This is a genomic window from Komagataeibacter saccharivorans (assembly GCF_004348195.1).
In the GTDB taxonomy this organism is placed as follows: Bacteria; Pseudomonadota; Alphaproteobacteria; order Acetobacterales; family Acetobacteraceae; genus Komagataeibacter; species Komagataeibacter saccharivorans.
In genome coordinates, this window is the sequence record NZ_CP036404.1 from 1,290,899 (window position 1) to 1,305,874 (window position 14,976).

The following is a 14,976-nucleotide window of genomic DNA, read 5'->3' on the forward strand; positions in this document are numbered from 1 at the left end:
TTCCCACACCCATGCCGCAGGGGATCACCCCTTTTGCCCCGGCGGGAACGGGGCTAGACAGGGGCATGCCTGTCGCCCGCCCCGTTCCCGACCGCCTTGCGCTGCGCCTGTCGATTCTGGACCGCTACGTACTGCGTCAGCTCCTGCTGGCGCTGGTGGCCAGCACGGGCGCGCTGGCGGTGCTGATCTGGCTGACGCAGTCGCTGCATTTCGTATCGCTGGTGGTGGGGCGCGGGCTTTCGCTGCGCGTGTTCCTTGAACTGACCAGCCTGCTTATTCCGTCCTTCGTCGCGGTCATCCTGCCGATCACGACCTTCGTGGTGGTGCAGTTCATCTACCAGCGCCTGGGCACCGACCGGGAACTGACCGTCATGCAGGCGGCGGGGCTGTCCCCCGTCATGATGGCGCGGCCGGGACTGCTGTGCGCCAGCATTGCCACGGGGCTGTGCCTGATCCTGAACATATGGATCGTGCCGGTTTCGTACCATGCCTTCCGCCAGTACGAATTCCAGATACGCAACCGCATGGCCGCCTTCCTGATACAGGATGGGGTATTCACGCAGGTATCGGACAACATGACCGTCTATATACGCGCACGCGACAAGGACGGCACGCTGCATGGCATCATGGTGGAAGATGACCGCACGCCGGGAGCGGAAGCGACGATCCTTGCGGAAGACGGCAACCTGCTCGTCACCGGCGATCAGCCCCGCGTGGTGCTGTTCAACGGATCAAGGCAGGAAATCGACAGCCATACCGGGCGGCTGAACGTGCTGACCTTCGCGCGCAACACCATAGACCTGTCCAGTCCGCACGGGTCGCATACGCGCCAGCCGGACGCCAATGAACTTTCGATTGCGGAACTACTTCATCCCGACATGCGCCTGTATTCCCGACGTGACGAAAGCAAGATGTTCATCGAAGCCTGGCGCAGGCTCAGCACGCCGTTCTGCGCCTTTTCCTTCGCCATGATCGGGCTGGTGGGCGCCATGGGCGGCAATTATTCCCGGCAGGCCAGCATCCTGCGCCCTGTGCTGGCCATCCTCGGGGTCGTGGCGGTGCAGGCGCTGACGCTGCTGGTGCAGAACCTCGCCTCGCGCAACCTGCAGCTCATGCCGCTCATGTGGATCTGCACGCTGGGTCCGGGGCTGGTCTGCGCGGCCATCCTGTTCGTGCCGGAATTCCGTTCGGACCGCCCGACTGCCCGGGCCGTGCGTGGCCCGCGCGCATGAAACCCGCCTTCACCCTCTCGTTCTATATCGCGCGGCAGTTCACTTTCGCCACGCTCGCGGTGATCGCCTTCCTGACCGCGCTGATAACGATGTTCGATTTCATCGACCTGCTGCGCCGGGTTTCGACGCGACCCAACGTGCCCACGTCGCTGGTCAGTGAGATCGCCTTCCTGCATGTGCCTTTCGCCTGCCTTGAAATCCTGCCCTTCGGCGTGCTGCTGGGCGGGATCATCTGCTTCTGGCGGCTGGCGCGCACATCGGAACTGGTCGTGGCGCGGGCGGCGGGGATTTCGGCATGGCAGTTCCTGGCGGGGCCCGTCATCTGCGCGGTCCTGATCGGGGCGACGGCCACCACCTGCATCTCGCCCCTGTCATCCGTCATGTACCGGCGGGCGGAAGCGCTGGACCGGCAGTACCTGCGCGACAATAACGGCAAGTCCCTGAACCTGAGCGGTGGCACGCTATGGCTGCGCCAGGGCGATAACGGGCTGGTGGACCATGGCGTGGACATCATTCACGCCCGACGCGTCAAGCTGCACGGCGGCGTGCTGCACCTTGGCGGCGTCACGGTCTTTCGCATGGGGCCTGATGACAGCCTGCTGACCCGGCTGGAGGCCGAAAGCGGCTATCTGGGCCGCGGCCGGTGGATACTGGATTCCACGCGCCAGCTCCGCCCCGATGAAATGCCGCAGGACATGGGCCACATGACGCTGCCCGCCGACCTGACGCTGGCGGGGGTTGAGGAAAGCTTTGCCTCGCCTGATACACTGTCCGTCTGGGCGCTGCCGGGTTTCATCCGCCAGCTTGAGCGTTCGGGCTTTTCCACCATCCGCCACCGGCTGCATTTCCAGACCCTGCTGACGCTGCCCGTACTGTCGGGTACCATGGCGCTGGTCGCGGCGGGATTTTCCATGCGGCCCGCGCGGCGCGGCGGGGTCGTGCGCATGATAAGCTTTGGCGTGGCGGCCGGTTTCGCGCTGTTCGCCATATCCAAGATCGCGGCGCAGTTTGGTGAAACGGGCGCACTTCCCCCCCTTCTCGCCGCCTGGGCACCAACGGGGGCGGGGCTTTGTCTTGCGGTCACGCTACTTCTTCATCTAGAGGACGGTTAATGTCCCGTCCCGCCCCTTCCCCGCGCGCGCCGTTTACCCGGCGGCCCATCGCCGCCATGCGGCGGTTCCCGCGCGGGTTTTTGCTTGCGGCGACGATGCTGGGCGGGATCGTATCCGGGCTGGCCACGGGCAACCCGGCCCGTGCGGACGCGCCCAAGCGCACCCAGCCCATCCATGCCCCCAAAAGCCAGCCACAGGCCCCGGTCAGTTTTTCCGGCACGGTATCCAATAGCGACCCGATGACCTTTCAGGCCGATCATGTGTCGTATGACAGCCGCAACGGCATCGCCACATGGACCGGCAATGTCCAGATCTGGCAGAACGATCAGATCATGCGGGCGGACAAGGTCATATATGACCGCAATACCGGCGTGGCCTCCGCACGCGGCAACGTGGCGATGGTCGAGCCGGACGGAACCGTGCTGTTCACCGATTACGCGGAACTGAGCAACGGCATGCGCGACGGGATCATGACGCGCATGTATGCCCAGATGTTCGATAACGCCCGGCTGGCGGCCAACGGGGTGCGCCGCACCGGCGGCAAGCTCAGCGACCTGACCCGCGTGGTCTATACCGCATGCGAAGTGTGCGCCCGCCATCCCGAACGCGCGCCGTTCTGGCAGCTACGCGCTTATGACGCCACGCATGACATGCAGCACAAGCGGCTGGAATTCCGCGATGCGTTTGTCGATTTCTTCGGCGTGCCGGTGTTCTACCTGCCCACCTTCTCCATGACCGATCCGTCCGTCCGGCGGCAGAGCGGCTTCCTGACACCGGGATTCACGCCGCATAACCGCTACCTGGGCACGTATGTCACCATTCCCTATTACTGGGTGCTGGACAAACAGTCGGACATCACGCTGGAAGGGCTGTTCTCCACCCGCACGGGGCCTGAACTCAGTTCGGTCTACCGCCGCTATTTCCGCAATGCGCGCGTCAACATCAATGCCGGCATCGCCTATGACACGCATCACGACATTGATTACGTCAACACCTTCGGCCAGACGGTCGACAGCAACGACAACCATGGCGTGCAGGGCTACTTCTTCGGCAGTGGACAGGTATCCATCAACAAGACATGGCGCGCGGGGGCGAACATCCGCTGGGCCAGTTCGCCCAACTACATGCGCGACTACCGCGTAAGCGGCTACGGGCAGGATACGCTCAATTCCAATGTCTATCTTGAAGGCTTCGGCACCGGATCGTATTCCCGCATCGACGCCGAAGGCTATCAGGGCCTGAATCAGGGCATCATCCACAATCAGGACCTGCCATGGGTCCTGCCGCGCTACACCTACAGCTATTTTGGCAGGCCGGACGCATGGGGCGGGCGGTTCAGCCTCGATACGACCGATTTTTATGTCTATCGTGACAATGGCACGTCGGATCAGCGCGGGCAGCTTTCGCTTAACTGGGACCGGCCCTTCCACAACTCGCTGGGGCAGATCTGGAACCTGACGCTGCATGTGGAATCCGCGATCCACCGCGCCACGTCGCTTTACCAGCAGCCCAATTACGCCGCCGCCACCCGCGCGCAGGTCGAAGGACAGGTACTGCCCACGGTCGGGCTGAAAATGAACTGGCCCTTCCTGCGCAGTTTCAACCATAATACCGGCACCCAGATACTGGAGCCGATCGTGCAGATCCTTGCCGCGCCCAATACGGGGAACAGTTCTTCGCGCAATATTCCCAACGAGGACAGCCTGACCTACGAATTCACGGATTCGACCCTGTTCTCCATCAACCGCTATCCGGGCACCGACCGGCTGGACGGGGGGCTGCGCGCCAATATCGGGCTGCACAACAACTGGACATGGAATGGCCACCAGATCGACATGCTGATTGGCGAAAGCTTTCAGGAACATGTCGAACATGACCGCATTCCCTATTCCGGCCTGAGCCATCACCTGTCGGATCTGGTGATGGGCACGCATGTCGTGCCCAACCAGTTTTTCGATTTCGACGGCAAGATGCGGCTTGATCCATACGCCGGGAAGGTGGATTTCGCCGATGCGCTGGGCAGCACGGGTTTCCGCCATTTCCGCGTGACGGGTGGCTATCTGTATGAACCGGTGACGTCCTATTACTATTATGCCCAGCGGTCCTACGCCAACACGCCGCCTGCCGTTTATTACACACCGGTCAGCGAACTGACGGTGGGCGCGGCCTCGAACTGGCAGAACTGGCATCTGGCCGCCTATCTGCGCCGCAGCCTGTCGCGCAAGGAAAGCGTGTCGGTGGGTGGGGACGCCGGGTTCCAGAATGACTGCTTCGGGCTGGATGTCATGTATCTCAAGCAGTACACCACCATTGGTGGCCAACAGAGCAATTCGACCGTAATGTTCTCCCTTACGTTCAAAACCATCGGTACATTTGGTATGAATGGCTGACCTGATGCGTGAAAGACCGAGCCGGATGTCCTTCTTCCCCGCCACCCGTGGCGCCGTACCCTCCCCCGCACCGCGACGCAGGCGTGCAGGCCGCGCGCTGACCGCCGGCCTGCTGGCCTGTCTGGCGCTGGCCGGGCATGAACAGGCCGCGGCAGCACGCAGCGCCCGCTCCATCGCGCAGCAGGCACAGGCGGCGGAAGAACAGGACGCCATCATCGCCACCGTCAACGGATCGGTCCTGACCAAGCGTGACGTCGATACGCGCGGGCGGCTGTTCGCACTTTCCTCCGGCCTTGATGTCAGCGATGACGTGATGGAGCGCCTGCGCCCGCAGATCGTGCGGCAGTTGATTGACGAACGGCTGCGCATGCAGGAAATGCTCGACCGCCACATCAACGTGCCCATCAAGCAGATTGCCGACGCCATCGCCGGGATCGAGCAGCGCAACGGCATGCCGGAAAATGCGCTGCGCAACAAACTGGCGGAAGATGGCGTCTCGCTGACGACACTGATTGACCAGATCCGCGTGCAGCTCGGCTGGTCGCAGGTGCTGCGACAGGAAACGGGCGAACGTGGCCGCATCACCGCAGCCGAGATCGAACAGCGGACCGAGGCGCTGAAGCGTGAGGACGGCAAGCCGGAATACATGATCAGCGAGATATTCATTCCCGTTGACGATCCACGCCACACCGAAAACGAACTGAAATTCACCGAAACCATCATTCAGGAACTGCGTGAAGGCGCGCCGTTCCCCATCGTCGCCGCCCAGTTTTCGCAGGGGCAGAGCGCGCTGGAAGGCGGCATGATGGGCTGGACGCAGGAAGACGGGCTGGACCCGCAGGTCGTGGCCGTGGCACGCCAGATGCCCGATGGCGCGATTTCCAACGCCATCCGCGTGGCGGGCGGCTACGTCATCGCCACCATTGCCGAACGCCGCACGGTGGGTCACCAGATGGCGACAATCCTGTCCATGCGTCAGGCTTTCTTCCCCTTCGAAAGCCCGCTTGACCCGGAAAACCCGACAGACCAGCAGAAAAGCATGCTGGATTCGGCCAACGCCTTTGTGGCCAACGCCAAGAACTGCGATCAGGTGGAAGCCCAGAACAAGAAGCTGGGTGAAAAGCATCCTTCCGATCCGGGGGAACTGCTGCTCAACCGCCTCAATCCACGCATGCGTGAAGTGCTTGAGCCCCTGCCCGTCGGCCAGCCCAGCCAGCCGCTGGTGTCGGAAGATGGCATCGCCGTGCTGATGGTATGCAAACGTGAGGAACGCAACATCGCCATCCAGACCCCCAGCGAAATCGCCGACCACCTGCTGAACGAACGTGTGGAACAGACATCACGCCAGCTCAATCGTGACCTCCAGCGCCGCGCGATCATCGATATGCGCTCCAAGTCCTGAACGCGGACATGACTGTATCGGAAGGGCTGAAGGGCCTTGAGCCGCTGCGCCAGACGATCGCGCGGCACGGACTGGATGCACGCAAGGCGCTGGGCCAGCACTTTCTGCTGGACCCGGCCATTACGGCGCGGATCACGTCCCTGGCGGGGGATCTGGCGGGACAGCATATCGTTGAGGTGGGACCCGGCCCCGGTGGCCTGACCCGCGCGCTGCTGGACTCGGATGCCGCCACCATTACGGCGGTGGAAGTCGATACCCGCGCCGTGGCAATCATTACGGAACTGGCGGCCCTTATGCCGGACCGCCTGCAGGTGGTCGAAGCCGACGCCATGCGCCGTGACCTGACCACGCTATGCCCCGCGCCACGCCAGATCATTGCCAACCTGCCCTATAATGTCGGCACGCCGCTTCTGGTTGGCTGGCTGCGGCAGGCCAGCGCATGGTCGCGCCTGACGCTCATGTTCCAGCAGGAAGTGGCGGAGCGCATCTGCGCAACCCCCGGTTCCGACCATTACGGGCGGCTGGGCGTTCTGGCGCAATGGACCTGCCGTTGCGGGATGCTTATGCATATCCCGCCCGGTGCGTTTTCACCGCCACCCAAGGTCCATTCCGCCGTAGTGGGCCTGATCCCCCATGCACAGCAGCCTGACGCCACCCTGTTCCGCGCGATGGAACAGATTACGGCGGCGGCCTTTGGCCAGCGGCGCAAGATGCTGCGCGGGGCGCTGAAATCAGTCGGGGGCGAAGCCCTGCTGACTGAAGCAGGCATTGATGGCAGCCGCCGGGCGGAAACACTGGATATTACGGAATTTGATAGGCTGGCGCGCCTTCATGCCCGCAGGACTGCCGCCCCGGCATAGGATACCGGCTCCATTACGGGGCAGGAAACCTGCTGCTCCACCGGTTCGTGACCCAGCATGTAATCCCGCGCCAGAGGCACGGCATCAATCTCCCGCGTTAGCTGCAACTGGAAATTGAGATGCCCCTGCACGCGGAAGGCGAGTTCGGATACGCACAGGTAGAATTCGAACATCCGGCAGAACCGTTCATCATACATCTGTGCAATGGCGGCACGCTGCGCGGCGAAACGGCTGCGCCAGTGGGCGATGGTGCGGGCATAATGCAGCCGCCATATCTCACAATCCGTCAGCCATAGCCCCGCGCGTTCAACCGCCCCGACCGCCTCGCTTACCGCAGGGGAATACCCGCCGGGGAAAATGTAGCGATCTATCCATGGGTTGGTCACATTTGGCCCCTCCACCCGCCCGATGGAATGCAGCACCATCACACCACGGGGTTTGAGGGCCTGGCGCATGGTGGAAAAAAATGAACCATAATGCGCGACGCCGACATGCTCGAACATGCCGATGGAAATGATGCGGTCGTACTGACGCCTGACCGCACGATAATCCAGCAGTTCAAAACGCACCCGGTCATCCAGCCCGGCCTCACGCGCGCGGCGGCGTGCAATGTGCAACTGTTCCACCGACAGGGTGATGCCCGTCACCTGCGCGCCATAGTCACGCCCCAGCGTAAGCGCCATTCCACCCCAGCCGCAGCCCACATCCAGTACGCTCATGCCCGGTCGTGTCAGGTGCAGCTTGGCTGCAAGGTGGTGTTTCTTGGCGGCCTGCGCCTGTGCCAGCGTTTCATAGCCGGTGGGAAAATAGCCACAGGAATACTGCATGTCCTCATCAAGGAACAATCGGTACAGCCTGCTGTCCAGATCATAATGGTGGGCGACGTTACGCCGCGCGCGCCGCAGGGTGTTGTTCTGCAGCCATTTGCGCGCCATGTAGCGCAGCGAGGAGAAAAAACGTTCTCCCGCCGGGCTGCGCCGCATCACGTTGAGCATGAGCACATGCAGCAGTTCGTACAGCGAACAGTCCACCGGACGCAGGTGACCGGCCATATAGGCTTCCCCAACCTTCAGCGCGGGGTCCAGCAGCAGGGCGCGGCAGGTAGCGGGATCGGCAATCCACATGGCTGCATGGGGGCCGGGCTGACCCGTATAGACCCGCCTGTCGCCACCGGGATAATACACATCCAGCCGCCCAACCGTGATGAAATGCGCAAAGGCCCGGTCCAGCAATACAGACGCCATCGGCTTTCTCCCCGCCTGTCCGTACGGGCGGACCGCACACGTCCCGAAAACGACAAAAGCCCGGAAGAGTTTCCTCTTCCGGGCTTTCGCAACCAGATCCGACACCCCTTGCAGGGCGCCGGAACGGATCAGTTATTCAGCCGGCGCTTCCTCAACGGCGGTTTCTTCCGAAACCCCGCCTTCGGTCAGCGTGTCTTCTTCGACCAGTGCCGGTTCGTCGTCGCGCTCGACGCCGATTTCCTCACCGCGTGCCTGACGTTCCGCTTCTTCTTCGGAACGCGCGACGTTCACGGTCACCTGCATCGCCACTTCCGGGTGCAGGGCGACGCGCACGTCATACAGGCCAAGCTGCTTGATCGGCTCGGGCAGGATCACCTGGTTACGGGTGATGGTCAGACCAGCCTTCGTCGCGGCTTCTGCGATGTCACGGGTGGTGACGGAGCCATACAGGCTGCCGCTGTCGCCAGCCTGACGGATCAGGATGACGGACAGGCCGTGCATACGCTCGGACAGGCGCTCGGCCTCCTCGCGGTTCTTGAGGTTCTGCGCCTCAAGCTGCACGCGCTCACGCTCGAAACGCTCGCGGTTATGTGCGTTGGCGCGGATCGCCTTGCCCTGGGGCAGGAGGAAGTTACGGGCATAGCCCGGCTTCACCGTTACGATCTCGCCCATCTGGCCCAGCTTCTCGACGCGCTGGAGCAGAATGAGTTCTACTGCGGACATGTTCCTGCCTCCCTCAGCTTACAATGTAGGGCAGCAACGCCAGGAAACGCGCACGCTTGATGGCCTGGGCCAGCTCACGCTGCTTCTTGGCGGATACGGCCGTGATACGGCTGGGAACGATCTTGCCACGCTCGGACAGGAAGCGGCTCAGCAGACGCACGTCCTTGTAGTCGATCTTCGGCGCGTTCGGGCCGGAGAACGGGCAGGACTTGCGACGACGGTAGAACGGACGGCGCGCACCAACCGCAACGCGGCGGGCGGCGGGATTGATCTCGGTAGATTCGGACATCAGCTCTTACTCCGCTTCAGCGCTGGCGCTGGCGCGCTGCTGCTCTTCACGCTCGTTACGGGCGCGGAACTCTTCGCGGTCATCGAAATTGCGGCGCGGACGCCCGCTTTCGAACCGGCCTGCGGGCTTGGGCCCACGGAAGCCACGCTCACGCTCATCGCCCTTGCGCGACAGGATGACGGAGGGAGCTTCGTCAATCTCGTCCACACGCAGGGTGAGCACGCGCAGGACGTCCTCGTTCAGGCCGAGCTGACGCTCGATTTCCTTGATGGCGGCAGGAGACGCGTCAAGACCCAGAAGCATGTAATGCCCCTTGCGGTTCTTCTTGATACGGTAAGCCAGCGTACGCAGGCCCCAGTATTCACGCTTCTTTACGGAACCGGATTCCGCTTCTGCCTGGGTCGCGATGCCATCAGCAATGGCTTCGACCTGCTGCTGCGACACGTCATTACGTGCGATCAGCACGATTTCATACAACGGCATTGGTACTCCCTTCGGATCACTTCAACCCCGCATGGACGGACACGGTCCGCCATTTCGCCCCGAGGGGCACGGGTATAGCCGGACGCGATGCCACGCATCCGGCAGGGAAGGAGCGGTTTGAAACACAAACCCCGCCAATAAACAAGGGAAAAGTGCGCCCGCCCCGTCAGGCCACGCGCAGCCGCCGGGGCAGCGGCAGGCCCAGCGCATCGGGAATGTCCCATATTTCGCGCACGGTCCTGACCTTGAGGAACCCCGCGCGAAGATAATTGGGCAGTGCGCGCGGATGATCGGCCGAACACGTATTGACCCGGACCGCAGCCGGATGCGCCTGCCATGCGCGCGCGATCATCTGGTGCAGGAAAATCCGCCCGACCCCGCGCCCTATCCATGCAGGCAGCAGGCCGAAATAGGCGATGTTCACATCGGGGCTGTAGCGGGCGTCCAGTTCGCAAAAACCGGCAACCCTGTCGCCCTCATACAGCACATGCACGCCAATACCCGGATCGGCCAGCAGGTTCGCAAGCTGCGCATCCGACATGAGGCGACGCAGCCACCAGCAGTAATCGCGACCCACCGCGTCGTACATTTCGCGGTACCACCCCACGGTGGGATGCGTGACCGGACGGATCGTATAGCCATCCGGCAGGGCTGGCGGCGATCCCGGCGGCTGCCTGTCCATGCACAGGAAGGTTACATCCACACCGATCCGCGTTCCATCGCCGCCCGGTTCATCACGGGCGGCAGGACATGGAACCTCAGTTATCATCAAGGAAGGACCGCAGCTTGCGGCTGCGGCTGGGGTGCTTGAGCTTGCGCAGCGCCTTCGCCTCGATCTGGCGGATACGTTCACGGGTCACGTTGAACTGCTGGCCGACTTCCTCAAGCGTATGGTCGGTGTTCATGCCGATGCCGAAACGCATGCGCAGCACACGTTCCTCACGCGGGGTGAGCGAGGACAGCACCCGCGTCGTGGCTTCGCGCAGGTTGGTCTGGATCGCGGCGTCAAGCGGGATGACCGCCGTCTTGTCCTCGATGAAGTCACCAAGATGGCTGTCTTCCTCATCCCCGATCGGGGTTTCGAGGGAAATCGGCTCCTTGGCGATCTTGAGGACCTTGCGCACCTTTTCCAGCGGCATGCCCAGCTTTTCAGCCAGTTCTTCCGGCGCCGGCTCGCGCCCGATCTCATGCAGCATCTGGCGCGAGGTACGGACCAGCTTGTTGATCGTCTCGATCATATGGACTGGGATACGGATGGTCCGCGCCTGATCCGCGATCGAACGCGTGATCGCCTGCCTGATCCACCATGTTGCATAGGTGGAGAACTTGTAGCCACGACGGTATTCGAATTTGTCCACCGCCTTCATCAGGCCGATATTGCCTTCCTGAATCAGGTCAAGGAACTGAAGACCGCGATTGGTGTATTTCTTGGCGATCGAGATCACCAGCCGCAGGTTGGCCTCGATCATTTCCTTCTTGGCGCGCGCCGAATCCCGCTCCCCGCGCGACACGGTGGCGTAGACGCGACGGAACTCACCCACCGGCAGGCCGGTTTCCTGTGTCAGTTCGGCCACCTGGTTACGCAGGCGGACCACCGTCTCGCCATGCTTGGCGATGAAGTTCTTCCACGACTTGCCCGGCAGGGCGGACGCCATGTCCATCCAGCCGGGGTCCAGTTCGCGGCCACGATATTTCAGCAGGAAGTCATCGCGCGATACGCGGGTGCTTTCAGCCAGACGCAGCATGCGCCCTTCCAGACCGTTGAGGCGCTGGAAGATTTCCTTGAGGTGTTCGACCAGCACCTCGATCCGCGCATTGTGCAGGTGGACCTGCTGCACCTTGCCCACCAGTTCCATACGAAGCTGTTCGTAGCGGCTTTCGTCCTCGGCGGAGATTTCGCTACCACCTGTGAATTTTTCCAGCCGTTCGGCCTGCACCTTGTGCAGGGCTTCGTACAGCGCCTCGATTTCCTTGAACTGCTCAAGGATTTCGGGCTTCAGCTTTTCTTCCAGCGCGGACAGCGACAGGCCGGCACCTTCGCCCTCACCTTCGCCCTCGGTTTCCTCGGCCTCGTCGTTCTCGCTGCCTTCGTTTTCGGCAAAGGCGTCCTCGCCTTCGGCGGACTCGGCGGGATCGTTGCCGCCGGACTGCATGGCTTCAAGGTCCACGATGTCGCGCAGCAGCATCTCACCGGCCTTGAGCCGTTCATGCCACGAAATGATGGCGCGGAAGGTCAGCGGGCTTTCGCACAGCCCGCCGATCATTTCGTCACGACCGGCCTCGATGCGCTTGGCGATCGCGATTTCGCCTTCACGCGACAGCAGTTCGACCGAACCCATTTCACGCAGGTACATGCGCACGGGATCGTCCGTGCGGCCAAGGCTTTCGGTATCGACGTTGCCGGCAGCGGTTTCCCCGCTTTCGCTTTCCTCTTCCTCGGCGGTGTCGTCGCTCTTGGTTTCGGCGGGGGCGGCGGCTTCACTCTCGTCGCTGTCGTTGTCTTCGTTCTCGACAACCTGCATGCCCATTTCCGACAGGGCAGCCATCACGTCCTCGATCTGTTCGGAGGACATCTGATCCTGCGGCAGGACGGCGTTCAGTTCATCAAACGTGATGTAACCGCGTTCCTTGCCGCGGGCGATCAGTTTCTTGACGGCGCCGGACCGGGTGTCCAGCAGGGTCGTATCGTTGTCCTGATCCCCCGAAGCCGTGTCCGTACCCGTGGCTGTCTTTGTCGCCATGCCCGATCAATCCCCACCCAGCAAATCCGTTTACGCGCGCGCCAACCCAGCCTGCGCGAGGTTGGCCGCTCCTTTCCCGCCCACCGCATATGCCGGAGGACAGGACAGGGCCAATTATACCGTTTTCATCTGCATTTGTCTGGTGCAGGTGGTCGATAACATGGCCGAAGTCAAGGGCACGCCCGGTGCATTTGATGCAAACGGGCAATTTTCCATTCTACTCATCCGCCTCGTTCCCACCGCGACGCAGGCTGTCCAGCGCCAGCAGGCGGGTGCGCAGGCTCTGCCACGCGGCTTCATCCAGATTGCCCGCGCACATGCGTTCGGTATCGGCGCGGACTTCGGCGGCAAAGCGTTCGACGTTGAGCAGCGCGTAGAAATGCCACCATTCACGCCGCGGGTCGGATGCAAAAATATCGCCATCATCCTGTCCGCGCGTACGCCGCCCGCGTGTTGTATGGACACGCGCGCAGACTTCATCCAGCCCGGTGCGCGAAAGGCAGGCGGCCAGTTCATCGGGGGATGGCAGTTCGCCCCGGGCATCATACATATCCAGCAGTTCCTCGCGCAGCGCGGCCAGATCGGCGGGCAGTTCAAGGCGGCAGTAGGCGTCCTGTACCTCATCCAGTATGGCAGGCTGCTCAAGGATGATCGCACTGAGGATGCACTGGCGCTGCAGGTCGGCATCCACCGCAGCCACAGGCGCGGTCGCCACCGGCGCCGGCCTGCCCCCGCCACGCGCCCCGGAGCGGCGGAAGGTCTCGAAAAAACTGTCCAGCAGGGTGGAGCGGTATTCCGATGCCAGCGCCTTGTCAGGAATCAGTGCCGCGACTTCCACCAGCCTGCGCCGCAATGCCGCGCGCTGTTCGGGACCGGGATTGCGCACGCCCTCGCTCAGCAGGCCGAACAGCACCTGTCCCATCGGGCGCGCACCGTCGACAAGGGCGGCCATCGCGGCGGGGCCGTGGCGGCGGACAAGGCTGTCCGGGTCTTCCTTTTCAGGCAGGACGCAGAAGCGCAGCGTGCGATCCACGTTCAGCAGGGGCAGCGCCGTTTCCGCAGCCTTCACCGCCGCGCGCTGGCCTGCCGCGTCACCATCGAAACACAGCACCGGCGCCGGTGCGACCTGCCACAGCGCCTCAAGCTGTTCCGCCGTCAGGGCTGTGCCCAGCGAGGCGACCGCACCGCCGAATCCGGCCTGATGCAGCGCGATGACATCCATGTAGCCCTCAACCACCAGCAGGTCGGCCTGCGCGCCGGTACCCCGCACGGCGCCGCGAGCACGATCCAGGCCGAACAGTACCCGCCGCTTGGAAAAAATCGCCGTTTCGGGACCATTGAGGTATTTGGGCTGCCCGTCGCCCAGAATGCGCCCACCGAAGGAAACCAGCCTGCCGCGCCGGTCGCGGATGGGAAAGGTGACGCGGTTGAAGAACAGTTCACGCTGTGGCGTGCCGCTTTCATCGGCCCGCATCACACCGGCATCGCGCAGCATGGCGGGCGTTATGTCCAGCGCCGCCATTTCCGCCACCAGCGCGCCGCGCCCTTCCCCCGACCAGCCCAGTCCGAAGGCGGCGATGGTTTCATCGCTCAGCCCGCGATCATGCAGATAGGCCAGCCCTTCCCGCCCTTCGGCCAGGTACAGCCTGCGCTGCCATGACTGCTGCACGGCTTCAAGCACATCGCCCAGCGTGCGGGCACGTTCGGCCTGCTGCTGCCGGGCGCGGTCGGGCTGGGGCATTTCCATGCCCGCCGCCGTGGCCAGTTCTTCCACCGCCTCGGGGAAGGAGCGGCCTTCGCTCTGCATGACGAAGGTGATGACATCACCATGCGCCTGACAGCCGAAGCAGTGGTAATGGTCATCATAGATATAGAATGATGGCGTCTTTTCCCCATGGAAGGGGCAGCATGCCTTCCAGTATTTCCCCGAACGCACCAGCTTCGTCCGTCGTCCGATAACCGGGGCGATGGGCGTGCGGGCACGCAGTTCATCAAGGAATGCGGGGTCAAGCGCCATCCGGCTTACCTTTCGCCGTCGATCAGGCCGAAAGCTGCGCGCGCACGACAGCACTTGCGCGCGACGGATCAAGGGCCGCGCCAAACTGTTCCTTCAGCGCCGCCATGACCTTGCCCATATCCTTCATGGAGGTGGCGTCCGTGCGACCGATGGCCTCACGCACCGCGGCCTCGATCGTGGCGTCATCCAGATCGGCGGGCAGGTATTCACGGATGATGGCGATTTCCGCCTCTTCCTTTTCCGCCAGTTCGGGGCGGCCACCCTTGATGTACAGCGCCGCCGACTCCGTCCGCGACTTGACCATGCCACGCAGCATGGAAATCACGGCGTCGTCGCTGACCTCGTCATCCCCCTTGGCGCGTCCCGCGATATCGACATCCTTCAGCTTCGCGGTGATCATGCGGATCGTGCCGACCTTTCCGCTCTGGCCTGCCTTCATGGCTGTTTTCAGGTCATCCTTGAAACGTGCGCGCAGGGACATGA

General features: G+C 63.1%; 13 protein-coding genes. 5 read left to right on the forward strand and 8 right to left on the reverse strand.

Going from position 1 to position 14,976, the window contains the following annotated elements; all coding sequences use genetic code 11:
* The first annotated feature begins 65 nt into the window (after positions 1–65).
* From lptF to rsmA, 5 genes are read left to right on the forward strand one after another with little or no spacing between them, the layout of a single operon-like run.
* Complete coding sequence (gene lptF, locus KSAC_RS05910) at positions 66–1,232, forward strand: LPS export ABC transporter permease LptF (RefSeq protein ID WP_102323225.1); 1,167 nt, start codon at positions 66–68, stop codon at positions 1,230–1,232.
* On the forward strand, positions 1,229–2,344 hold the full coding sequence (gene lptG / locus KSAC_RS05915; protein WP_102323224.1) for an LPS export ABC transporter permease LptG: 1,116 nt from the start codon (positions 1,229–1,231) through the stop codon (positions 2,342–2,344). Before lptF ends, lptG begins: the two co-directional genes overlap by 4 nt.
* On the forward strand, positions 2,344–4,734 hold the full coding sequence (locus tag KSAC_RS05920; protein ID WP_132304701.1) for an LPS-assembly protein LptD: 2,391 nt from the start codon (positions 2,344–2,346) through the stop codon (positions 4,732–4,734). The genes lptG and KSAC_RS05920 overlap by 1 nt, the downstream gene beginning before the upstream one ends.
* Before the next feature lie 4 nt (positions 4,735–4,738).
* On the forward strand, positions 4,739–6,136 hold the full coding sequence (locus KSAC_RS05925; protein ID WP_371207249.1) for a peptidylprolyl isomerase: 1,398 nt from the start codon (positions 4,739–4,741) through the stop codon (positions 6,134–6,136).
* An 8-nt stretch (positions 6,137–6,144) separates the two neighbouring features.
* Positions 6,145–6,996, forward strand: coding sequence for a 16S rRNA (adenine(1518)-N(6)/adenine(1519)-N(6))-dimethyltransferase RsmA (gene rsmA, locus KSAC_RS05930; protein WP_132304703.1), 852 nt, complete (start codon positions 6,145–6,147; stop codon positions 6,994–6,996).
* Here the strand turns inward: rsmA and KSAC_RS05935 are convergent.
* The 8 genes from KSAC_RS05935 to KSAC_RS05970 all read right to left on the reverse strand — a co-directional run bounded on the left by KSAC_RS05935 (position 6,966) and on the right by KSAC_RS05970 (position 14,974).
* Positions 6,966–8,240: an SAM-dependent methyltransferase gene (locus KSAC_RS05935; RefSeq protein WP_132304705.1), complete on the reverse strand. Its 1,275-nt coding sequence runs from the start codon at positions 8,238–8,240 to the stop codon at positions 6,966–6,968. The genes rsmA and KSAC_RS05935 overlap by 31 nt on opposite strands.
* Before the next feature lie 132 nt (positions 8,241–8,372).
* A complete protein-coding gene (rplI, locus tag KSAC_RS05940; protein ID WP_102323219.1) occupies positions 8,373–8,963 on the reverse strand; it encodes a 50S ribosomal protein L9 in 591 nt (196 codons plus the stop codon).
* A gap of 13 nt (positions 8,964–8,976) precedes the next feature.
* Entirely contained in the window at positions 8,977–9,252 is a 276-nt protein-coding gene (gene rpsR, locus KSAC_RS05945; protein WP_007399693.1) for a 30S ribosomal protein S18, read from the reverse strand.
* 6 nt (positions 9,253–9,258) lie between these two features.
* Positions 9,259–9,735 (reverse strand): 30S ribosomal protein S6, encoded by a 477-nt coding sequence (gene rpsF / locus KSAC_RS05950; RefSeq protein ID WP_102323218.1) that lies wholly within the window; start codon positions 9,733–9,735, stop codon positions 9,259–9,261.
* A gap of 166 nt (positions 9,736–9,901) precedes the next feature.
* Complete coding sequence (locus KSAC_RS05955; protein ID WP_102323217.1) at positions 9,902–10,504, reverse strand: GNAT family N-acetyltransferase; 603 nt, start codon at positions 10,502–10,504, stop codon at positions 9,902–9,904.
* Positions 10,494–12,476, reverse strand: a complete 1,983-nt coding sequence (gene rpoD, locus KSAC_RS05960; RefSeq protein ID WP_132304707.1) for an RNA polymerase sigma factor RpoD — start codon at positions 12,474–12,476, stop codon at positions 10,494–10,496. Before rpoD ends, KSAC_RS05955 begins: the two co-directional genes overlap by 11 nt.
* 217 nt (positions 12,477–12,693) lie before the next feature.
* The gene (gene dnaG, locus KSAC_RS05965) at positions 12,694–14,493 is read right to left on the reverse strand and encodes a DNA primase (protein WP_132304709.1); all 1,800 of its coding nucleotides are present in this window, start codon (positions 14,491–14,493) and stop codon (positions 12,694–12,696) included.
* A 22-nt stretch (positions 14,494–14,515) separates the two neighbouring features.
* Positions 14,516–14,974 (reverse strand): GatB/YqeY domain-containing protein, encoded by a 459-nt coding sequence (locus KSAC_RS05970; RefSeq protein ID WP_102323214.1) that lies wholly within the window; start codon positions 14,972–14,974, stop codon positions 14,516–14,518.
* Positions 14,975–14,976 lie beyond the last annotated feature (2 nt).